This window comes from Chryseobacterium sp. A321 (genome assembly GCF_054489265.1).
In genome coordinates, this window is the sequence record NZ_JBTMWZ010000001.1 from 1271092 (window position 1) to 1291254 (window position 20163).

17 protein-coding genes and 1 tRNA gene are annotated in these 20163 nt (G+C 40.9%); 7 read left to right on the top strand and 11 right to left on the bottom strand.

Annotation, left to right across the window (positions count from 1 at the left end):
* Positions 1 to 47: 47 nt before the first annotated feature.
* Positions 48 to 1385 carry a hydroxymethylglutaryl-CoA synthase family protein gene (locus ACX3PZ_RS06015; RefSeq protein ID WP_459083608.1) on the top strand — a complete coding sequence of 446 codons (1338 nt, stop codon included), beginning with the start codon at positions 48 to 50 and terminating at the stop codon, positions 1383 to 1385.
* 165 nt (positions 1386 to 1550) lie between these two features.
* Here the strand turns inward: ACX3PZ_RS06015 and ACX3PZ_RS06020 are convergent, their stop codons facing one another.
* A complete protein-coding gene (locus ACX3PZ_RS06020) occupies positions 1551 to 2162 on the bottom strand; it encodes a YdeI/OmpD-associated family protein (protein ID WP_459083609.1) in 612 nt (203 codons plus the stop codon).
* 35 nt (positions 2163 to 2197) lie between these two features.
* Positions 2198 to 3427, bottom strand: a complete 1230-nt coding sequence (locus ACX3PZ_RS06025) for a dicarboxylate/amino acid:cation symporter (protein ID WP_459112235.1) — start codon at positions 3425 to 3427, stop codon at positions 2198 to 2200.
* Positions 3428 to 3499: 72 nt separating this feature from the next.
* On the opposite strand from ACX3PZ_RS06025, the gene ACX3PZ_RS06030 reads away from it, so the two are divergent.
* The 3 genes from ACX3PZ_RS06030 to ACX3PZ_RS06040 are packed head-to-tail and all read left to right on the top strand — an operon-like array spanning position 3500 to position 5753.
* Positions 3500 to 4426 (top strand): DnaJ C-terminal domain-containing protein, encoded by a 927-nt coding sequence (locus ACX3PZ_RS06030; RefSeq protein ID WP_459112236.1) that lies wholly within the window; start codon positions 3500 to 3502, stop codon positions 4424 to 4426.
* 5 nt (positions 4427 to 4431) lie between these two features.
* Positions 4432 to 4716, top strand: a complete 285-nt coding sequence (locus tag ACX3PZ_RS06035; protein ID WP_459112237.1) for a chaperone modulator CbpM — start codon at positions 4432 to 4434, stop codon at positions 4714 to 4716.
* Positions 4717 to 4769: 53 nt separating this feature from the next.
* The gene (locus ACX3PZ_RS06040) at positions 4770 to 5753 is read left to right on the top strand and encodes a YpdA family putative bacillithiol disulfide reductase (RefSeq protein WP_459112238.1); all 984 of its coding nucleotides are present in this window, start codon (positions 4770 to 4772) and stop codon (positions 5751 to 5753) included.
* Here the strand turns inward: ACX3PZ_RS06040 and ACX3PZ_RS06045 are convergent.
* The 4 genes from ACX3PZ_RS06045 to fbp all read right to left on the bottom strand — a co-directional run bounded on the left by ACX3PZ_RS06045 (position 5737) and on the right by fbp (position 12086).
* Entirely contained in the window at positions 5737 to 7764 is a 2028-nt protein-coding gene (locus ACX3PZ_RS06045) for a TonB-dependent receptor (RefSeq protein WP_459112239.1), read from the bottom strand. The two genes, ACX3PZ_RS06040 and ACX3PZ_RS06045, sit on opposite strands and share 17 nt — an antisense overlap.
* A 104-nt stretch (positions 7765 to 7868) precedes the next feature.
* On the bottom strand, positions 7869 to 9545 hold the full coding sequence (locus ACX3PZ_RS06050; protein WP_459083615.1) for a glutamine--tRNA ligase/YqeY domain fusion protein: 1677 nt from the start codon (positions 9543 to 9545) through the stop codon (positions 7869 to 7871).
* A gap of 475 nt (positions 9546 to 10020) precedes the next feature.
* Positions 10021 to 11049 (bottom strand): o-succinylbenzoate synthase, encoded by a 1029-nt coding sequence (gene menC, locus ACX3PZ_RS06055; protein WP_459112240.1) that lies wholly within the window; start codon positions 11047 to 11049, stop codon positions 10021 to 10023.
* A gap of 17 nt (positions 11050 to 11066) precedes the next feature.
* Positions 11067 to 12086 (bottom strand): class 1 fructose-bisphosphatase, encoded by a 1020-nt coding sequence (fbp, locus tag ACX3PZ_RS06060; RefSeq protein ID WP_459083617.1) that lies wholly within the window; start codon positions 12084 to 12086, stop codon positions 11067 to 11069.
* Positions 12087 to 12278: 192 nt separating this feature from the next.
* On the opposite strand from fbp, the gene ACX3PZ_RS06065 reads away from it, so the two are divergent.
* The 3 genes from ACX3PZ_RS06065 (at position 12279) to ACX3PZ_RS06075 (ending at position 15548) form a co-directional block, all read left to right on the top strand.
* Positions 12279 to 13526 (top strand): aspartate kinase, encoded by a 1248-nt coding sequence (locus tag ACX3PZ_RS06065; RefSeq protein ID WP_459112241.1) that lies wholly within the window; start codon positions 12279 to 12281, stop codon positions 13524 to 13526.
* 10 nt (positions 13527 to 13536) lie between these two features.
* Positions 13537 to 15378, top strand: coding sequence for a lysophospholipid acyltransferase family protein (locus ACX3PZ_RS06070; protein ID WP_459112242.1), 1842 nt, complete (start codon positions 13537 to 13539; stop codon positions 15376 to 15378).
* A 97-nt stretch (positions 15379 to 15475) separates the two neighbouring features.
* Positions 15476 to 15548: transfer RNA gene (locus ACX3PZ_RS06075), tRNA-Phe, on the top strand.
* Between the two features lie 272 nt (positions 15549 to 15820).
* Here ACX3PZ_RS06075 and ACX3PZ_RS06080 read toward each other — a convergent pair.
* The 5 genes from ACX3PZ_RS06080 to ACX3PZ_RS06100 form a co-directional block, all read right to left on the bottom strand.
* A complete protein-coding gene (locus ACX3PZ_RS06080; protein ID WP_459112243.1) occupies positions 15821 to 16426 on the bottom strand; it encodes a hypothetical protein in 606 nt (201 codons plus the stop codon).
* Positions 16427 to 16531: 105 nt separating this feature from the next.
* Positions 16532 to 16840, bottom strand: coding sequence for a hypothetical protein (locus ACX3PZ_RS06085; protein ID WP_459112244.1), 309 nt, complete (start codon positions 16838 to 16840; stop codon positions 16532 to 16534).
* Entirely contained in the window at positions 16830 to 17087 is a 258-nt protein-coding gene (locus ACX3PZ_RS06090) for a hypothetical protein (RefSeq protein ID WP_459112245.1), read from the bottom strand. The genes ACX3PZ_RS06085 and ACX3PZ_RS06090 overlap by 11 nt, the downstream gene beginning before the upstream one ends.
* A 480-nt stretch (positions 17088 to 17567) precedes the next feature.
* Positions 17568 to 19868 (bottom strand): hypothetical protein, encoded by a 2301-nt coding sequence (locus ACX3PZ_RS06095; RefSeq protein WP_459112246.1) that lies wholly within the window; start codon positions 19866 to 19868, stop codon positions 17568 to 17570.
* Positions 19861 to 20163, bottom strand: coding sequence for a hypothetical protein (locus ACX3PZ_RS06100; RefSeq protein ID WP_459112247.1), 303 nt, complete (start codon positions 20161 to 20163; stop codon positions 19861 to 19863). Before ACX3PZ_RS06100 ends, ACX3PZ_RS06095 begins: the two co-directional genes overlap by 8 nt.

Genomic DNA, 20163 nt, shown 5'->3' on the forward strand with positions numbered 1-20163 from the left:
TGTCATTTGCCTTAAGAATTGTTAATTTCGTAGTAAAATTACCATTTATGCCGTACGGAATTCAAGCTGCAAGCTACTATGTGCCCTCTCTTTATTTGAATATGAAAGACTTAGCGCTTCATCGTGATTTAGACCCCTTAAAACTTGAAAAAGGTTTAGGACTTTATAAAATGGCGTTAGCCGATGTGCATGAGGATGCCGCGAGCTTTGCGGCAGAAGCGCTTTTGAAATTAATTAAAGAGTCGGGCGTGAATCCGAGTGAAATCTCTAGGATTTACTTAGGAACGGAAAGTGCGCTGGATTCCGCAAAACCTACTGCTACTTATGCCATGGGTATGGTAGAAAAGGTTTTAGAGCCTACTTATGGACCTAGAGTCTTCAAGAACTGTGACGTGGTGGACATGACCTTTGCTTGCATTGGAGCCGTGGATGCTTTAGAAAACTGTATGGACTATTGCCGCGCGGATCCCTCGCGAAAAGCAGTGGTGATTGCCTCGGACTATGCTCGGTATGAACTGGGCAGCTCAGGTGAATATACACAAGGCGGCGGCGCTGTTGCGCTTCTCTTATCAAACAATCCCAAACTTTTAACTTTGGAGCCGACCGTGGGTGTGGCCACAAGAAGCGTGTTTGATTTTTTCAAACCTCGCATAAAAATTTCAAAGTCGGATTTGAACGGAGCCTCGGAAACGATGCCTGATACTTTGGAGCTCTTCTCAGAAGAACCCGTTTTTGACGGACAGTATTCCAACTCATGTTATCAAAATCAAATCAAAGAAGCTTACGAACACTTTAAGGAAAAGACAGGAGCGGACAAACCGTATGAAAATTGGCGCTATTTGATTTTTCACCTGCCTTATGCCTTTCACGGAAAAAGGGTTTTTACTGAGATTTATAGCGAGGAGAAAGGTCTCTCCATGGAGACACCGGAAGAGCAAAGAGCCGTGGCGAAATCGCCAGAGTATCTTTCCTTTATTTCAGAAAAGATTGAGCCTTCTCAAAGAGCTTCCTCTGAAATTGGAAACATGTATACCGCTTCTGTATTTATGGCGCTTTTGTCTGCACTGCAGACCAGTCTAGATTCTGGGGAAGAATTGGTAGGAAAGAAGATCGGCTTTTTAGCCTATGGTAGCGGATCCAAAGCGAAGGTCTTCGAAGGGGTGATTTCAAAAGAATGGAAAGAGGTAGTAGGACAATGGAATCTATTTGACACGCTAGCAAAGAGAGAAGCTGTCACTTTTGAAACGTATGAGAAGCTTCACCGCAAACAACTCTCAAGCTCAATTGCAACCAGGCCGCAGGGATTTTCTCTAGAGTCTATTGAATCCGAAAGTCCAACCCTTAGAGGAGCTCGCTATTATCAGTACGTAGAGAGGGAGAAGTAAGTAAAAAGGAAAACAGAAAAGGATCAAACTAGATTCTAGAACCTTTCAATGTATATAACAAAGCCCTTGGTAGAACTGAGGGCTTCTTTTATTATTATTCTAAAGGAAAGAAAGCGGGTTTTGGGCCGAAGAACAAAGCTGAAAATAGCAAAGCCAAGAAGAAAGTTATTTCTTTTTTCTTTGATAGTCTTCGTTGTGTCCTTTTCCTTTTAAGATTTCTGGATAAGCCTTGTTTAGTCGATCCAGTCGGGTCTTTTCCTGTTTCGCGGAGCCAATGTGCATAGCCCAAGTTCGCATTCTCCCGGGTGTAAGAGACTCAAATGCCTCTTTGAACTTAGGGTCCTTTTCGAGAAGGTCTAAAATTTCTTTTGGGTAGGCTTTTGGGGTGAGCGGCTCCTTTTTAGGAGAGAGTCCTTTGTCTTCAGCGATTAGCATGGCTGCAATGGCATTTCTAATTTCTTCTTCTCGATCTAGAACGCTTGATAAATCGGTGCATTTAATTACCCGCGCAATTCTTGAATTTTCTCCTGGTTTTTCTAACAAGTCATCAAATCCTTCTAATACAGCTCCTTTGAAGAAACTTAAAACGCAGTAGGATTTGAATTGTCCAATGATGAAAAGGTTAGTTCCCTTATAGGTATAGCAGGGCTGATACCATTTTTTCTCCTCTCTAAGATCAAACGACAGAAGGATTTCTCTTAGCTCTTTTGCCACTTGCAGAAAAGGGCCTTCTTTTTTAAAGTAGGATTCTAATTCGGGATTGTGCATTGGTTTCATCACGAAAAGGGTATTAAAGGAAGAATACTTGAGCCTTACGAATCGACCGAGGGCTCGTTAAATTTTTCACCCGAAAGCCTTGTGGTGAGCATGGCCGCCACTGTGTCTCCGGTGGAGTTTAAAACGGTCGCTAAGGGATCGACAAGGGTTCCGATAATCATGACCGCAGGAATGGCTTCTTGAGGCAATTGGTATACGGAAATCATAAGCATTTCCCCAATGTAGCCGCCGTTGGGTATGCCTCCCGCCACCATGGAAACGAAAATCGTAATCCCTACGGCTAAGAGTAGGTTCAAAGGATCAAAGAAATCTTCTCCAATAATTAAAAACGCCACATAAATCTTAATAATGGAGGACATGGAAGAACCGTTTTTATGCAAGGTGCTTCCAATTGGAATCACCAAGTTTGCCACCGAATCCGGTACACCGATTTTAGCCGCTGCTTGCAAATTCGCAGGCATGGTCGCAAAAGAACTACAGGTACTTAAGGCGGTAATCGACGGGTAAATATTGTTTTTCCAAAAGAGTTTGATCCCGCTGGTTCCTTTGGCCATAAAGGCATAAAGGGAGAAGAAGACAAAAAAGTAAACGATTCCCGCTGCGTAATACAGTCCTAAAGGGCGCGCATAAAAGCCAAAGAGTTCGGGTCCCACGGTCGCAACTTGGTAAGCGAAATACGCACCAAGTCCAATGGGAGCTAATTTCATGACAATGAGTAAAAGTTCTTTCATGACTTCGTAGCCAGAGGCTACAAAGCGTTGAAAAACGGCTCCATTTTCCCCCGCTTTTCGAATGGCAGAACCCAGCAGAAAGGCAAAGATTAAAAGCGCTAGCATGTGCTGGCGTGAGAAAAGGGCCGTGAATTCTCCTACGGTGAAGAACTCAACAATTCGATCTCCCCAATTTCCTTCCGTAGGAAGAGTGGATGCGTAGTTGGGATCGGTGATGCCTACAGCCTCTGTAGGGAAAAGAGTCACAGCACCTATGGTAAATAAGGCCGCAATGACGATGAAAAGCAAAAAGCTAAAGATCATGGAAAAAAGGATCCTTGAGAACTTTCCACTCTGCGCTACACTAGAGATGGAATTGGCTACCGCAAAAAAGACCAGAGGGACTACACTTACAAAGAGTAAGTTTAGAAAGATATCCCCAACAGGTTTTAAATACACGACGAATTCCGGCCAAAATAGACCCAGAAAACTGCCTAGTAAAATCCCTAAAATTAACAATAGCAGGTTGGAATAGTTCCGAAAGAGTTCGATCACAAGCTTTAAATTTAACCAAAGATAGATTATTTTCTCATTTGAATTTGTACCTTTAAAGAGTAATTGACTCTTATGGCACATACCAATTATTATGAAATTCTAGGCGTAAAGCCTTCCGCAACGGCGGAAGAAATAAAAAAAGCCTACCGAAAACTCGCAAGAAAATACCATCCGGATGTGAATCCAGGGGATAAGCAGGCCGAAGAAAAATTCAAGCAATTGAATGAAGCGAACGAAGTTCTTTCCAATCCCGAGTACCGCAAAAAATACGATAAGTATGGAGAGAATTGGCAGCAGGGCGAGGCCTACGAAAAGGCTCAAAAACAAAGCGGAGGCTATTCTTCCGGCGGAGGTTTTGGAGATTTTGGTGGGTTCTCTCATGAAGGAGGCGGATCAAGAGAAGAGTATTCCGATTTCTTCGAACAGATGTTTGGAGGAGCTGGGGGCGGATTTGACCGCCGTCAAAGAGGCAGCGCTTCTGGAAAATTCAAAGGAAGTGATTTGCATGGAGAAGTTTCTCTTTCCCTTCGACAAGCGGCGAAAGAACACCAGACCACGTTTGAGGTGGGGGGTAAAAAAGTCCGCATCAGAGTCCCTGCAGGCGCATACGATGGACTTCAGATTAAACTGAAAGGCTACGGTTCCCCGGGTCATCAAAACGGTCCCTCGGGAGACCTTTACATTACTTTTACGGTTGAGAAAGATCCGAAGTTTACTTTAGAGGGCCATAATTTGAGACTAAGAATGCCAGTCGATCTATATACGGCAGTTCTAGGAGGGGAGCTACGGGTTCCCACCTTAGAGGGCGAAGTCAATTTGAAAGTCAAACCTCTGACGCAGAACCTCTCTACGGTTCGCCTGAAAGGCAAAGGTTTCCCTGCCTATAAGAAAGAGGGTGTATTTGGAGATCTACTTGTGAGTTTAGAAGTGGTGCTTCCAAAGAGCCTTAGCACGGAGGAAAAAGAACTGTTTGAAAAATTACGAACTTATAAAAAGTAAGGGCAATGAAAAGCGATCGCATATCCAAAGAAGAGCTTATAAAGCTCTACCAAATAGAAGTAGAATTCTTTCAAGAATTAGAATCCTGCGGGCTGATTCAGACCCGCATCGAAAACGAGGTGACCTACCTCCTTTACGAGGAGCTCGGACAATTTGAACGCCTTTTAAATTTTCATTACGATTTGGAAGTAAACGTTCCCGGACTTGAGATTATCACGCGGCTTTTAACGCAGATTGAGTCTCTTCAATCTGAAAACCGAAGACTAATGCAAGGGAGCTCTTATTCGTAAGTAGTGAGTAGGCAGCTTTACATTCTAGAGAGAAAAGAAGTACCTTTGTCCCTATGGAATTACTCGACGTACTTATTGTAGGGGCAGGTCCTATTGGGCTTTGCTGCGCACTGGAATCTGAGGCTCGCGGCCTTTCGTATCAAGTTATTGAGAAAGGAACCACCGTCAACTCACTTTTCCATTATCCCCTCAACATGCAATTTTTCTCCACAGCCGACAAGCTAGAAATTGCAGGGGTGCCCTTCATCTCCACTGGGGCCAAACCCGGACGAAAAGATGCGCTCGAATACTATGGAGGCATCGAGAGAAGCAGAAATTTAAAGGTGAATCACTACGAGAAAGTAGAGACTGTTGTGAAAAAAGAGTCCTATTTTGAAGTTCAAACCTCAAAAGCTACCTATATGGCGCGTCATGTAATTCTTGCCACAGGTTTTTACGACATCCCAAACCGAATGAATGTGAAAGGGGAGGATCTTCCTAAAGTTAGACATTATTACTCGGAACCGTATGGCTATACTCGTCAAAAAGTCGTGGTGGTTGGATCGAGTAACTCGGCCATTGACGTCGCTCTTGAAACCTACCGTAAAGGTGCGGATGTAACCCTAATCGTTCGAGGAAAAGAGATTTCTTCTCGAGTGAAATATTGGGTGAAACCCGATATTGAAAATCGAATTGCAGAAGGAAGTATTAAGGCTTATTTTAATTCTAGCCTCCTTGAGATCAAAGAGAGGAGTGTTCGTTTTAAAAATGAGAAGGGGGAAGAAATAGAAATTCCAAATGATTTCGTGCTCGCTATGACGGGATATTTGCCGGATTTTGAATTTCTAGAATCCGTAGGGGTGCAGCTTACCGGACCCAATTTAAATCCAATCTACGATCCCGAAACCATGGAAACCAATGTGGAGAATCTCTTTTTGGCAGGCGTGGTTTGTGGAGGGAAAGACACGCATCTTTGGTTTATTGAAAACTCCCGTAGTCACGCAAGTCTTATTTTAGACCGTATTGAAAAAAAATCTCTTCTTAAAAAGAGGCTTTGATTCCCAATTGAAATCCTGTAGGCGGAGCGGGATTGTAATAGCGCCCTCCAAAGGCGTTAATATCGTATCCTAGGCTTTGTTTGGTGTTATAAAGATTCGGAAGGCTAAAAAAGACTTCGGCTTCTGAGTGGTCAAGTAGAAAGCGATATTCCAGTCGCAGTTGGCCTAGAAAACTCGCGCTTTCTTCTACCGTGTTTTGGGAGTTTAGGTATTGGGAAGAGCGGTAGTAATTCGAGAAGTGAATTCCAAAATTCTGAAAAAGATCAAGACTTATTAGAGAAGAAAGGCTCGTGGAGGGAACCCCAGGAATTCTTTTGCCCTCAAGCAAGGGATCCAAGTCAGTAGAACTTGATTCAAAAGTAAAATCATAGAAGCTTCCTGAACCATAGAACCGAACATTTTGTAGAATGCCCATCGAAACGGGACGAGTTTCTAGAGAAAATTCAAACCCTTTTTGCTTTTGCCCTCCCTCGTTTAGAAAGTAATCTTCCCCCTGATTGTTTTGCCTCTTTACAATCGCCTCTTTTAAATCGAGTTCAAAGTAAGAAAGATCTACAAACAAAAAGGAACCTAGCGCTTTGCGCAGGCCTATTTCTTTGTTCCAACCAAACTCCGAACGAAGCGAAGAGCGAATCTTTTGATCGGAACTTCGAATCTCTTCTAAAGTGGGCGAAGAGCTTCCTTTGGAGAGTTTAATCCGAAGCGAGAGATCTCTTTCAAATAAATAGAGTGCACTTAGGGAAGGAAGAAGTTCTGTGGAGGGAGATTTTGCACCTTGGCTTTTTTCAGGGTAAAGGGAAGTCCATCCCAAAGAAATCGCATTCCAACTCAAAGCCCCTTCTAAGACCAGCCTTTCTTTGTAAGTCATTTTTTGCGAGGTGAATAGAAAGCCACTTCGAGCGGACAATTCATCAAAATTTTGAGCCTTACCTACCTTACCCTTGAGGTTGTCATAGTTTTGCACGGTGGACTCATTGCTTGCCGCCTCGAGTCCTAACCGGCTCTCATAGGCCCAGTTTTCCCCTCGTTTTTCATACGTGAAATAGGTTCTTGCCGCAAACTGCCTTTCGTAGCGTTTTTCATAGTTGGTGATAAACGGATTTCTTAAATCCGAATATCCCCCTTGAATGAGTGCAAAATGACTCAAGTTCGAGGAGAGTTTTGTACGGTGCGAAATACCCAAAAGAGCACTCTTTGTCATTATGCCTGCGTTTTGCTCTTTTGAGCCGGGAAGAGTGGAGGTGCTGTGTCTAGCCCCTTTTGGGTTTTCTAGAGCTTGGGAAAGGGTGAGTCCCCCTGGAGTTTGATACGAAAGGTCACTTAGTAGCAGCATAAGACCCAGTTCACTTCCTTCTTTGTAGTGAATACGGTCTTTTATAAGAACGCTGGCCCTAGAAAAGCGACTTTGCTCACGGTAATTGTCGGCTCTCGAATACCCCTGAAGAAGGGTGAGAGAATGTTTTCCAAAGGTTTTTGAAAAGGAAAGGTTTTGGGAAAACGCCCCGTAACTTCCTATAGAAAGACCCACGGAGTTCTTCGTTTGCGTATGAAGTACGGCAGTTCCTCCTGTACTCGCTCCAAAATCTCCAGCTTCAGGTCCTTTGTAAAGGGCCATGGACTTTATAAACGCAGGATCTATACTGTTTAAACTACTTGATCCGCTGGCCTCCGTTAGAATGAATTCATCCAAATAAATCTTTACGTTTCGAACGCCAAAGGGACTCCTGAGACTGCTTCCTCGAAGAGCCAGGCGGTAGCTTCCTGGAGAGCGCTGTTCTAAAGAAGCGCCTGGAAGTAAATTGACAGACTCTAATAGCCGATCCGGTGGGTTTAGTCCAAGGAATCTTTCACTGCTAAGGGCAAAAGACTTGGTGGAAGTCATTTGAGAAATGGGTTTTTGGTACGCATCGAGCGTAATTTCTTCCAAGACGCTTAGCGTGTCTTTCTTTTGCGCTAGGACAAGCAGTGGGGATAACGAGACAAGAATTACAATGAAGAATGATTTTACCATAAGGACAAGGACTCAAGCGTACTAAAATACGATATAATTTAGGACTTGGGTGAATAAAAAAGTCTTGCCCGAGGACAAGACTTTGAAGTATGTATTGATTTTAATTATTGCTCGGGTTTGTAGCTGTCTTTAAGCGTGACCGTGCGGTTGAAGACTAAGTTATCTTCTGTCGAACTCCGGTCTTTCGTATAGTACCCAATTCTTTGGAACTGGATTGGGGCTCCGACTTCTACCTCTTTTAGAGCGGGTTCTGCAAATCCTTTTTGAATGTGCACAGAGTCTGGATTTACATAGGCTAAGAAATCTGCATCTTTTTCTGCGTCCGGCTGCTCTACGGTAAAGAGTCTCTCGTATTGACGCACATCGATAGGCTGCGCGTGCGCGGCACTTACCCAGTGAAGAGTTCCTTTTACTTTTCGTAGACTGGCTTCGCTTCCACTTCCAGAGCGACTCTCCTCATCGTACGTACAATAGATTGTGGTTACTTCTCCATTTTCATCCTTATCCACTCTTTCGGCTTTAATAATGTAAGCACTTTTTAGTCGAACTTCTCCTCCTAATTTTAGTCGGAAGAACTTACGGTTGGCTTCTTCTTGGAAGTCTTCTTTTTCAATATAGAGTTCTCTAGAGAAGGGAAGCTTTCTTGTGCCTGCCTCTGAATCTTCAGGATTGTTTTCCGATTCTAGCCATTCTTCTTTCCCTTCTGGATAGTTCTCAATCACTAGTTTGACAGGATCCACCACAGCCATCATACGGGGCGCAATCTTATTTAAGTCTTCGCGAACGAAGAATTCTAAAAGTTGAATGTCAATTAAGTTTTCACGTTTCGCTACACCCACACGCTCTATGAAGTTCTTAATGGCCGTAGGGGTATACCCTTTGCGGCGCAATCCAGATACCGTAGGCATTCTAGGATCGTCCCATCCTTCCACTAAACCTTCACTAACTAGTTTTTGTAGTTTTCGTTTGGAGGTGATCATATAACTCACGTTCATTCTAGCAAATTCTCTTTGCTTGTTTCTCACATTACCCTCGCTATATACCTGGTCTAAATACCAATCGTATAGCGGTCTGTGGTTCTCAAATTCAAGAGAGCAAAGTGAATGGGAGATTTGTTCGATATAATCACTTTCTCCGTGCGCCCAGTCGTACATGGGGTAAATTTTCCAGGTGTCTCCCGTACGGTGGTGAGGGCGTTTCAAAATCCGGTACATAACCGGGTCGCGCATATTCATATTGGGTGAGCTCATGTCAATTTTGGCACGAAGAGACATCGTTCCTTCCTCAAATTCTCCATTTTTCATTCTTTCGAAGAGTTCTAAAGACTCCTGGGTAGGACGGTTTCTGTAAGGACTTTCAACCCCAACTTCTACCGGTGACTTTCTCTGCTCCGTTATGAGTTCAGAGCTTTGTTCGTCCACATACGCCTTTCCTTCTTTAATCATCTGGACAGCCCAGTTGTAGAGCTGAGAAAAATAATCCGAGGCATAGAGTTCTTTGTCCCATTTGAAACCAAGCCACTCTACGTCTGTTTTAATCGAGTCTACGAACTCCTGTTCTTCCTTTTCAGGATTTGTGTCGTCAAAACGTAAATTGACAGGCGCGCCGTATTTTTCTCCTAAACCAAAGTTGATGCAAATTGCTTTGGTGTGACCAATGTGCAAGTATCCGTTCGGTTCTGGGGGAAAACGAAAGCGAAGTGCGTCTTTGCTTAGTCCGTTTTGTAGATCTTGTTCTATGATTTGCTCAATAAAATTGAGTCCTTTTTTTTCTTCTTCCATGATTTAAGAATTTCAGAGGCAAATTTAGTAAAAAAAGCACAGAAATAGGGGTCTTTCTTTGGCGAGTAAAGGGAGTCCCTTTGCTTTGGAAGTCCGCCTCTCTACTCAAAAGTGTAGTGGGGAGGAGATGAATAAGTATATGAAAATTAATAAGTTATAAATCTAGTAAATGGGTAGGGCCAGAGCTGCTTATCCAATGCAAAGCTTGTGTTAAATTTTGAAAAGGGCGTGAGCTTGGCACAAATTTGGTATTTCTAAATCATCATTTATTAACATTTAATATTTTTTCTATGAAGGCGATCAAAAGAAGGTTTGCACATTGGATGCAAGCATTAAAGAAGAGAATTTTTGTAGAAGATGTCATTTAAGTAGGGGATTTTGTCAAGGCGCAAGCTTTTGCTTAAACGACTTCAAAAAGAAAAATCTGACTTTGTTTCAGATTTTTTTTTGTTTTACAACGAAGGGTATTGGGTTTTTACTTTTTTAGGTCTGGCCTTAACTTACTTTTTTTTCTGAGGTTTTCACCTTCTAAAATAAGGGAAGAATCTAAATTATTCTGGTATAGAGAGCCGGTTCCAAGACCTTGAGGTAAGGTAGGATTTTTTGTATAGGTATACTGAGCAATGGCATTGAGCCCCAAATTGCTCTCAAGTGCCGAGGTGATCCACCAACCTATTCCTACGTTTTCTGCAAGAGAGATCCACTCGTCTGTGGCTTTAAATCCTCCCAGTAACGAGGGCTTTAGAATAATGTATTGAGGTTTTATTTTCTCTAATAGGTCTTTTTTATCCTCGAGTTGCACGACTCCAATCAGTTCCTCGTCCAGTGCAATAGGTGTAGGCGTTGCTTTTGCAAGCCTCGCCATTAAGTCCTTCTGATTCGCCTTTATGGGCTGTTCAATGGAATGAATTTCTAACTCAGCCAATTCGTCTAGGACCTTAAGCGCCTGCTCATAAGTAAAGGCTCCGTTTGCATCGACCCTAAGTTCTAGGTCCTTTGCACTAAAGGTTTGTCGTAGAGAAGTGAGTATGGTTTTTTCCTCTTCCCAATGGGTTCCAATTTTTAGTTTCAGGGTTTTATAGCCTGCCTCCAGTTTCTGCTGAATTTGGGATTCCATATAGGCTTTGTCTCCCATCCAGATAAGACCATTAATCACAAGAGAGTCTTTCCCTTCCGTGAAATCGCTTGGAAAATAGAGGTCTTTTCCGAACCTTAAATTAAGCATGGCCTGTTCGTATCCAATTAAGATAGAAGGGAAAGCTCGAAGCTCATTTTCGATTTCACCAGGCGGGAGATTGATGTTTTTTAAGAGCCACTGTAATTTTTCTTCATACAGGGGCGTATCCTCCATACTGAGTCCACGAAAAAGAGCACATTCGCCAAGCCCAACTCCTTTTTCAGATTGAAGGGTTAAAATAAAAGTATCCTTGGTTTTTAAAACGCCGCGCGAAGTGCCGCCAGGCGTAATAAAATCTAAAGTATAAGGGCGGATGGAGGCAATCATGAAAAAGTAGGTTCTAACTATTCTTTTATCGCATCCATTCTCATGAATTCTTCTGCTTTTTCCACCATCGTGATGCTACCACAGTAGAATGGAACCCTTTGGTGTAGTTCTGTAGGGTCGATGTCCATAATGCGTTCAAATCCATTGGATGCTTTTCCTCCCGCTTGTTCTGCAATGAAGGCCATCGGGTTGCACTCGTATAAAAGTCTTAGTTTTCCATTAGGAGCATTCGCATAAGAAGGATAAAGGTAGATTCCTCCTTTGATCATGTTTCGGTGAAAATCCGAAACAAGTGATCCAATATATCTTGAGGTATAAGGGCGATCGCCCTCCATCATTTGGCAATACTTAAGGTAGTTTTTTACTCCTTGAGGAAATTTGATGTAATTTCCTTCGTTGATGGAATAGATTTTTCCCTCTTTTGGGAACTGCATATTGGGATGGGAGAGATAGTAGGTTCCTAAACTAGGGTCTAATGTGAATCCATTTACTCCGTTCCCCGTTGTGTATACAATCATGGTAGAGGAGCCGTATACCACATACCCGGCTGCAATTTGTTCAGATCCTTTTTGAAGGAAATCTTTGAGTTCTACAGGGGTTCCAGGTTCCGTGACACGGCGGTAAATGGAGAAGATGGTTCCAACCGAAACATTGACATCAATGTTGGACGATCCGTCCAAAGGATCGATTAGAACTACATATTTGCTTAAATGACCGTTGGTTCCGCATTTGATTTCAATGTAATCGTCGTTTTCCTCGGAGGCAATTCCACAAACGACTTCACGTTGGGATAAGGCCGTTATGAAAATCTCGTTTGCTAACACATCGAGTTTTTGCTGGTCTTCCCCCTGAATGTTGGTATTCCCCGCAACCCCTATGATATCTGCGATTCCCGCTTTGTTAACCTCTCGGTTTACCACTTTTGAAGCTAAGCGTATGGCGCTTAGAAGTCGAGAAAACTCTCCCGTAGAGTACTGGAAATCATCTTGTTTCTCAATGAGAAATTCACCTAAGGTTTGAAGGGACTGCTCTGCCATTATTGTGTTTTTGGTTAATGCTCAAATTTCGTAAAATTATTTGAATTGCCCCTAGACCCCTGGTTCTTTTTTTTCTTTTGAGGGATTCCCTTGAAATTAGCTTTCCTTCGCCCCACCGAATCAGGTATTTTTTTGCTATTTTTGATTAAAATTTTAGCTCTCGAATTTCTCGATGCTAATTTTAGAAAATGCATGAAGGTATATAAATTTGGAGGCGCCTCGGTAAAGGACGCTCAGAGTGTAAGGAATGTGTCACGAGTACTGGAACTGCAAGGGCAGGACCCAATTCTCGTAGTGGTATCTGCTATGGGGAAAACAACCAACGCGTTAGAAGAGGTCCTACTGGATCTAATGCACGGAAGAGAAACCCAAACCAAAATCAGGCAAATTCAGAAGTTTCATTTGGACATTGCGAATGCTCTTTTTGAGCCTTCTCATTCCATCTTCCAAGAGCTTGATCTCCTTTTTGAATCTCTATCCAACATCAAGCTAGACGAGGACAAAGGAGGATATGATTTTTATTACGATCAGCTCGTGAGTTATGGAGAGCTCATTAGTTCCCTTATCGTGAGTTCCTATCTCCATGAAACAGGCTTTTTTAATCAATGGCTAGATTCTCGTTTGTACATTCGATGCGACAGTACCTTTCGCGAAGGCGAGGTCGATTGGAAATTAACCAAAGAAAGGATAGAGTCGTTGGATAAAAATCAAAATTACGTGACCCAAGGCTTTATCGGCGGCGATGCGAATCAGTTCACTGTCACCTTAGGGCGAGAGGGATCTGATTACTCGGCAGCGATCTTCGCCTACGGACTAGAAGCTCAGTCCATGACGATTTGGAAAGATGTACCGGGCGTGATGACGGGAGATCCACGCAAGTTTAAGGACGTGGAACTATTCTCCTACATCTCTTATGAAGAAGCGATTGAAATGGCCTATTACGGGGCGTCGGTGATTCACCCCAAGACCCTTCAACCTCTAAAGAAAAAAGACATTCCGCTCTTTGTACGATCTTTTTTAAATCCACTCGCACCCGGAACGAAAGTAAGCAGCAGCCCAAAAGCACAGGTGCTTGAGAGTTATATCCTAAAAGAGGATCAAATTTTACTCACCGTATCCACAAGAGATTTCTCATTTATTGCGGAGCATCACCTAAGTGAAATTTTCGCTCTTCTTTACGCATTTCAAATTCGTATCTCTTTAATGCAGACCACGGCGATTTGCCTGGAACTTTGTTTGGAAGATAAGTACAATTCAATCGATAAATTAATGGAATCGCTTGATTCAAAATTTGAAGTGGAAATTCAGGAAAAAGTAAGACTTTTGACCGTTCGAAATTCAACGATCGAATCCACTGCCCATTTTTACGATCACAAAACCGTGCTTCTAGAACAAATGTCGCGAGGAACCCTTCAGATGGTGTTCCAAGGAGAACTTTAAGAATAAAACTATGAGCCTAATTACAAAGAACGATTTAATTAAAGCGGCAGGGCTAAAGCGCCTGGGTCCCGTAAAGGAATTAGCGGCTCGTTCGCTTATGAAGGTGACAAAAATCGACGAGGTTAACGAACTTTACGACAAATTGAAAGACAAGGAAGGAGCTGATTTTTTCGAAAGTTTTGTAAGAGAAAGAGACCTTAAATACGTGGTCTTTGAGGAGGACATTGCTAAAATTCCCAAAACAGGCCCTTTTATTTTGGTCTCCAATCATCCTTTAGGTGCAATCGACGGAATCCTTATGGCAAAAGTAATTTCCGCAGTGCGCCCTGATTTTAAGCTGATGGGAAATTTTTTACTTGATAAAATTAAGCCTCTTGAACCTTATGTCATTGCGGTAAACCCTTTTGAATCTAGAAAAGAACTCTATAGTAGCTCAAGTGGAATGCGCGAGACCCTGCAGCATTTAGAAAATGGAGGCTGCCTTGGCATTTTTCCAGCAGGAGAAGTTTCTAACCGAAACAATCCCACACGTGAAATTAGAGATCGAAAATGGGCAACGCCCGCACTAAAGCTTATTCGCAAAGCTCGCGTACCGGTTGTGCCTATGTACTTTCATGCAAAGAACAGCGCCTTTTTCTACCAAGCGGCTCGTTTGCATCCTGATTTGCAAACCCTACTTCTTCCCTCCGAAATGATGCGAAATCGGGAAAGTCCTATACGCATACGAATTGGTAGACCCGTAAGTATTCGTCAGATGGACGAGGAGGAGACCATAGCAGAGCTAGGAGATTATTTGCAAGATAAAATTTACATTCTTCGAGCCTATTACGAAAGACGTAAATCGCTCATGGAGAAAATGAATCTGCCGGATCTTAAATTAAGTTTTCCCATTGGTAAGGCAGGGAATTTAGTCGCTAATATTATTGATGAAACGCCAGCAGAGGATATCGAGAAGGAAATTCAGGCGCTGAAAGCTCAAGATAAGATGCTATTTCAAAGCGGACAGTATCAGGTTTATTTTGCCACCTATGAAGAGATTCCCTCTGTGATGAGAGAAATTGGAAGACAAAGAGAAATAACCTTTCGGGACGTAGGAGAGGGGAGCAACCTTCCCTTTGATTTAGACGAGTACGATAAGCATTACAATCACCTCTTTTTATGGGACGAGAAGGAAAATAAAATCGCAGGCGCTTACCGGATGGCACTTGGAAAGATTGTTATGCGTAAATACGGCGTGAGTGGCTTTTATACCAGTTCTCTCTTTGATTTTGATCAGGAGCTACATCCATTTTTCCGTAAGGTAATTGAAATGGGTAGAGCCTACATTGCCAAAGAATACCAACAGAAACCAATGCCCCTGTTTATACTGTGGAAGGGCATTATACACGTTTGTCTTCGTAATCCAGATCATAAGTTTTTAATGGGAGGAGTGAGCATTAGCAACAAATTCTCCGATTTTTCAAAATCGCTTATGATTGACTTTATGCGTTCCAATTATTACGATTCTGCAGTCGCGCAATACGTTCACCCAAAACATGAGTTTAAAATTAAGATTCGAGAACGAGACAAAAATCTATTTGTAGAAGAAGTAGAGTCCGACTTAAACAAACTAGACAAGTTAATTGACGACTTAGAACCGGGCATGAGAATGCCTGTACTTATTAAAAAGTACATCAAACAGAATGCAAAAGTAATTGCCTTTAATGTGGACCCAAGTTTCAACGATGCCATTGATGGACTCATGTATATTCGCATAAGTGAAATTCCGGAAAGCACGATAAATCCCGTGTTAGAAGAAATCGCAGAGCAAATGCGAATGGAAAATGAAAAAAATGCATCTGAAAATCAATAGCTTTTCGCTCAATGCCGATAAAAAGCATCTTAAGTCTTGCGTTGTATTGAAAAAGATGCTATTTTTGCACCACTTTAAACAACAGAATTAAAGTGATGGTTTCTTAGCTCAGTTGGTAGAGCAACGGATTGAAAATCCGTGTGTCCCTGGTTCGATTCCTGGAGAAACCACAATAGTAAAATCATAAAGCGTTTAGTTTCAATACTTTACGCTTTTTTTTAATGCCTTTTTTAGCGTTTAGTCCCACATTACTCCCACAAGGGTTGAAAAAAGTATTATTTCAATAGTTCGATTATAGCGTTTTTAGTAGTGGGATTTTACCACTTTATGAAAATAGTTTTTCGAATATTGGAAAGACTTTGAAACCTTAACATTTACTAACAACCTTTAAAAATAAAACCACCCAAATAATTTAAGGTGGCTCTTTAAAAATTCTGCTGATCTATTTTTTAGCGTCTTTTGGAATAAAACTTACTTCGAAGGTGTAAACATATTCAAAAGTTTTATCTTCAATATTAATAGGAATTACGGCCTTAAATGTTTTGCCAACTAAATTAGGATCGTAAGCATAATAAAAAGATATTCCAACAACCGGAGCGTCGATGAGTGGTTTTGTACGCCACCCGCCATAACGCCCCGAAGCATAATAAGCGTTTTGAATAGGTGTAATTAAATCGGTAATATTTGTTCCTTTATAAATTATTGTAGGTGCTTGTTCTTTATCGCGTTCAATGTATCTAACTCCGGAATGAAAAACTTTTTTTGAACCTCCGTCAATATCAATAATTAAAACTTGGTTCCAATCAATTTTGATGTTCTTATCTGTTTTGTTCTCAAGTTTAAAGCCTATTTGAGTAGATGAAGGAATGAACGTAATTACTATTAATGAATCAGAAAATGAATCCAAATCCTTATTGACCGTTCCATTCTTAAAAGGGTTTTCCACCTCCAAAAGATGATAAGTATAATTCCCCCTAATTGGTTTTTCTTTTTTTTGTGCAAAAGAAAATACACTAATTAAAATAAAAAGTAAAAATAGTTTTTTCATATTGTGGTAATTTATTTATCAAATCTACAAAATTTCGAGAAATAAAACAGCCCTATAGGACTGTTCGAAATTAATCAATTGAAATAATTATAAAATCTAATATTTTCAATTTTCTGAATACTCATTTTTTAGCTTCGTTATTATCTCGGCAAACTGCTCTTCTGTTAACTCATCGAGTACATTGCCAAATTCAATGGATTTTAGTGACGGCAATATAAATTTGCTCATCTCGAATAAATACTTAAATCTGTCTTTAGCATCGAGCGTATCAAAGTCTTCTTGCATACGCTCTAAATTGTCTTCTATGAAGCGCAGAAATGTATCTCGAATCTTTTCAGTTGTTTTATTTTTACTGCCTTTCGTGCGCCCTCCAAGTGTGTTACCTTTGGCAAATTGTCCGTTATTACTTCTCATCGTTTTCGTTTTTATCGTTATAGAAATACTTGACACTAAAATCCGCAAGTTTTATTAGTACGGCTGGCTTCTTACCTTGCCCGATATTGATGTTGAGTATCATCGTTCCTTTTTGGATTTCGCTCTCGCATTCTTTTATGGTTAATTGTCTGCCTTTTGCAAGTGCTTCTGGGTGGTCCGAATAGATAATGCACATTTGTCCTTTATTCTGAATCACTCCCTTTATTATTTCTACTCTGTTTTTCATTTTTTGCGGTTTTATTTCCGTTTGTTAATCGGTCCTCATTAAAATTAATTTCAATGGTTTTGGTCGCAGACTTATATTGTCTTGCCGTTAATGTTTTACAATCCAACAAAAAATCAGTTTTTACAAACTCCCCATTCTCATAATAATTGAACTTCACGCCCAAACCTCCATTTTCTTGCAAAATCTCTTTAATAATTTCTTTGCGGTTTCTCATCATTTAATTTCTTTACTATGGTTAGGTGTCATGCTATTACACCCCTATTACACCTTATATTACTCCTAATTACCCCCGAAGTGATTGATAGTCAGTACTAATTACACCCATTACACCTAAAAACCATGTTATAAAATAAAATAATATTTGAGTTGGTGTTACCTTTTTCTTTTTGCACGCGTAACTTTTTTTAAGCCGTAATAGGTGTCATTGGTTCTGAGAATCAGGTAGCTAAGGTATAATATAGGGTGTCATGCCCATTACACCTATGACACCCTTTCCCACATTCTAGTCATCTTTTTATATTTAAAGCGTAATTCCATGTATTCAATGTAGGCATCAATGTGAGTTCTTGCATCGTTAATACTAAATAGGGGCTTGTGTAAGTACTTATAAGTATAACAGTCACCATGCACCTCCAAAAACCTTGTAACGTTAAACGAGCGCTCTCCTTTTAACACTTCCATTATACGCTCCATTTCTTGGATTTTAGCATCATTTGAAAAGTAGGCGAGGAAGTTGTCTTCCCTTTTGTCGTATTCAATAGCTTGGAGGCCGTCTCTTAGGAATATTTGAACGCAATGAAAACCGAAGTTATAAAAGGCGTTCCACTCTTTTTGGCTCCACTCCTCACTAAAAAAGGTAGCACCAAAGTAGTCTCGAGGCGTATTCTCTACATTCCAATAATTACTAAACTTATATTCGCGGAAACGTCTATTCGTTGAGGTAGCTTCTGGATTATACCTAAAGGCCCAATTGGTAGAAATAACAAACTTAGGGGTGTATTCAAACGGAATCTCGTGACCTTCCTTACCTTTCATTTGGCAAAATATACCGTTCGAAATATTGGTATAAAGAGCGTTGTAATTGAAATTACGGGGTACATCGTCAATAATGTAGACGTCTTGGTGCTTCTTTAAGTCTCCATGAATGTGAATATAACTAGGAACGTACTCTTCACCACCTTTGAAGTTATACGGTCTAAAGCATTTAAGAGCATTTTGTAGAATACTCTTACCACGACCACCATTTCTACTCTCACCATCTGCACCTTCATCAGATAAAATGACAGCATAGTTTTTAGCTTGGTCCTTGTGGTTGCTAATTAAATACCCAAACATTGAAAAGAAGGCGTTCTTAACCTCATCGTTATCATTTCCAGCCGTACACGCAAGCGTTAAAAACTCTTCAAATTGACTTGGTTTACTGGCCTTAGGAATGAGTTTTATTTCATGTTCTTGCATTGGGTGCTTATGGAAAAAGCCTTCAATGTCAGAATACGGAACGAGTTTAATTTCATCTGCTGTGATTCGCACCACTCCGTTACGAAATGGAAGGTCCACTCTGTTTTTTGTGTCTCTATGGTAGGTTAATTGAACAACATCTAGTAACAATAATGAATCTTTTATCTTTGTGCTGTTTTCCTTCGCTATGGTGTTTTCTAAATCTTCGGTATCTAATTCATTTATACTACTTTGAAGGAACGGGATTAGGTCTGTTTTATGTCTAAATAGCTCTAGAATCTTATCCGTACCTCTCACTATCGTAACCTCGTCTTGGCCCTCTATTGCAATTCGGAAAAAACCTTCTTGTTTTAGAAATTCCTTATAATCATAAGATGAAGTAACGCCCCATTCATTGTAGAACGTCACTAGACCATGTTTAAGTTCTGGCGCGTTAAACTCTTTAATTTTAAACTTAACGTCTCCAAACTCTACCTTTTGGCAATTATCGGACGCCAGCGTAATAACTCCATCATGAAGACGAACAAACCTTTCCACATTATTCTCGGCTACAAACTGCTCAATATAATATTTCTCATGCTTGGCCATGTCCTCGAACATTTGACCTTTAGCCATGAATCGCTCTTCTGTTATCACTTCATTAACTCTACTGCCATAAATAGGCTTTAATTGCTCCCGTACGTCCTCTATTTTCGCTCCTTTTACTTCATGTTGCATATTGAGTAACATATTAAATTTACGCTTGTCAATGCGCTCGTATACGTTGAAAGGCTCCATCTTAAGCTCTTGGAACATAAAGGTAGGATAGGCTTGTGCTATGTCGTATTCTTTAATATTAAAAGGAAGCTCCGCCCTTAAAACGCTTGGAATGCTAGTTAGTGGATTGTACTCTCTACTCCCCTCAATTTTGACGTTAAACATCTCGTCATATTCAGACACATAACAACCCGCAAATTTTAGAACCATGAAGAGAACGTACTTCTTATAAAGGTCTTCTTTAAATGGATTATAACCCTTGACCTCGTCAATCTTTTTATAATAGGCCATTAGCTTATCTACATCATGGCGGTAATACTTTAGGTCAAGTTTTTTACCATGTCGGTATGCATTCACGTATTTGAAGTAATCATTATTACGCAATGGTTTTCGAGTGACGAATTTAAAGTACATCACCATAGCATCATCTAGGGCCGTTCTAAATTTACCCGTTTGCCCGATTGCATCGTAAATGCTATACTGCTGTTTCTTACTCTTAGAATCTATTCTCGCTCGCTCGATGAATTCAGATTTCCACTTTTCTACAAATGTTTCTTCTTTAGTCATTTTGCTGATTATTTAAAGATTGTAGAAAAATATCTCGGTTGGTGGTGTAGAATCCAGCACGATGTTTTGTTATTGGACAAAGGCCCGTCTTAACTAAATAAATAGAATTGGTCTTTCTTAGTTGAGCCACTCGTCTGCAAATACTCGCTCGTTCAATTCCCGTCTTCCTTGCCACTTGTAACATGGTTAAGGGTTGCTTCTGAAGGCTTAGGACTACCCTTTGTAATTGCGCCTTGTATTTCGTATCTTTACCCTGCTTTGAGTTAATAGGGCTTTGGTTTGTTTGTAGTGCCAT

Bases quoted from the DNA above. Each gene is read 5' to 3' on its own strand.
- ACX3PZ_RS06080 (WP_459112243.1), bottom strand. From the start codon at position 16,426: ATGAAAAAACTATTTTTACTTTTTATTTTAATTAGTGTATTTTCTTTT.
- ACX3PZ_RS06065 (WP_459112241.1), top strand. From the start codon at position 12,279: ATGAAGGTATATAAATTTGGAGGCGCCTCGGTAAAGGACGCTCAGAGT.
- ACX3PZ_RS06100 (WP_459112247.1), bottom strand. From the start codon at position 20,163: ATGGCACTACAAACAAACCAAAGCCCTATTAACTCAAAGCAGGGTAAA.
- fbp (WP_459083617.1), bottom strand. From the start codon at position 12,086: ATGGCAGAGCAGTCCCTTCAAACCTTAGGTGAATTTCTCATTGAGAAA.
- menC (WP_459112240.1), bottom strand. From the start codon at position 11,049: ATGATTGCCTCCATCCGCCCTTATACTTTAGATTTTATTACGCCTGGC.
- ACX3PZ_RS06030 (WP_459112236.1), top strand. From the start codon at position 3,500: ATGGCACATACCAATTATTATGAAATTCTAGGCGTAAAGCCTTCCGCA.
- ACX3PZ_RS06045 (WP_459112239.1), bottom strand. From the start codon at position 7,764: ATGGTAAAATCATTCTTCATTGTAATTCTTGTCTCGTTATCCCCACTG.
- ACX3PZ_RS06035 (WP_459112237.1), top strand. From the start codon at position 4,432: ATGAAAAGCGATCGCATATCCAAAGAAGAGCTTATAAAGCTCTACCAA.
- ACX3PZ_RS06095 (WP_459112246.1), bottom strand. From the start codon at position 19,868: ATGACTAAAGAAGAAACATTTGTAGAAAAGTGGAAATCTGAATTCATC.
- ACX3PZ_RS06090 (WP_459112245.1), bottom strand. From the start codon at position 17,087: ATGAAAAACAGAGTAGAAATAATAAAGGGAGTGATTCAGAATAAAGGA.
- ACX3PZ_RS06050 (WP_459083615.1), bottom strand. From the start codon at position 9,545: ATGGAAGAAGAAAAAAAAGGACTCAATTTTATTGAGCAAATCATAGAA.
- ACX3PZ_RS06020 (WP_459083609.1), bottom strand. From the start codon at position 2,162: ATGAAACCAATGCACAATCCCGAATTAGAATCCTACTTTAAAAAAGAA.
- ACX3PZ_RS06070 (WP_459112242.1), top strand. From the start codon at position 13,537: ATGAGCCTAATTACAAAGAACGATTTAATTAAAGCGGCAGGGCTAAAG.
- ACX3PZ_RS06040 (WP_459112238.1), top strand. From the start codon at position 4,770: ATGGAATTACTCGACGTACTTATTGTAGGGGCAGGTCCTATTGGGCTT.
- ACX3PZ_RS06015 (WP_459083608.1), top strand. From the start codon at position 48: ATGCCGTACGGAATTCAAGCTGCAAGCTACTATGTGCCCTCTCTTTAT.
- ACX3PZ_RS06085 (WP_459112244.1), bottom strand. From the start codon at position 16,840: ATGAGAAGTAATAACGGACAATTTGCCAAAGGTAACACACTTGGAGGG.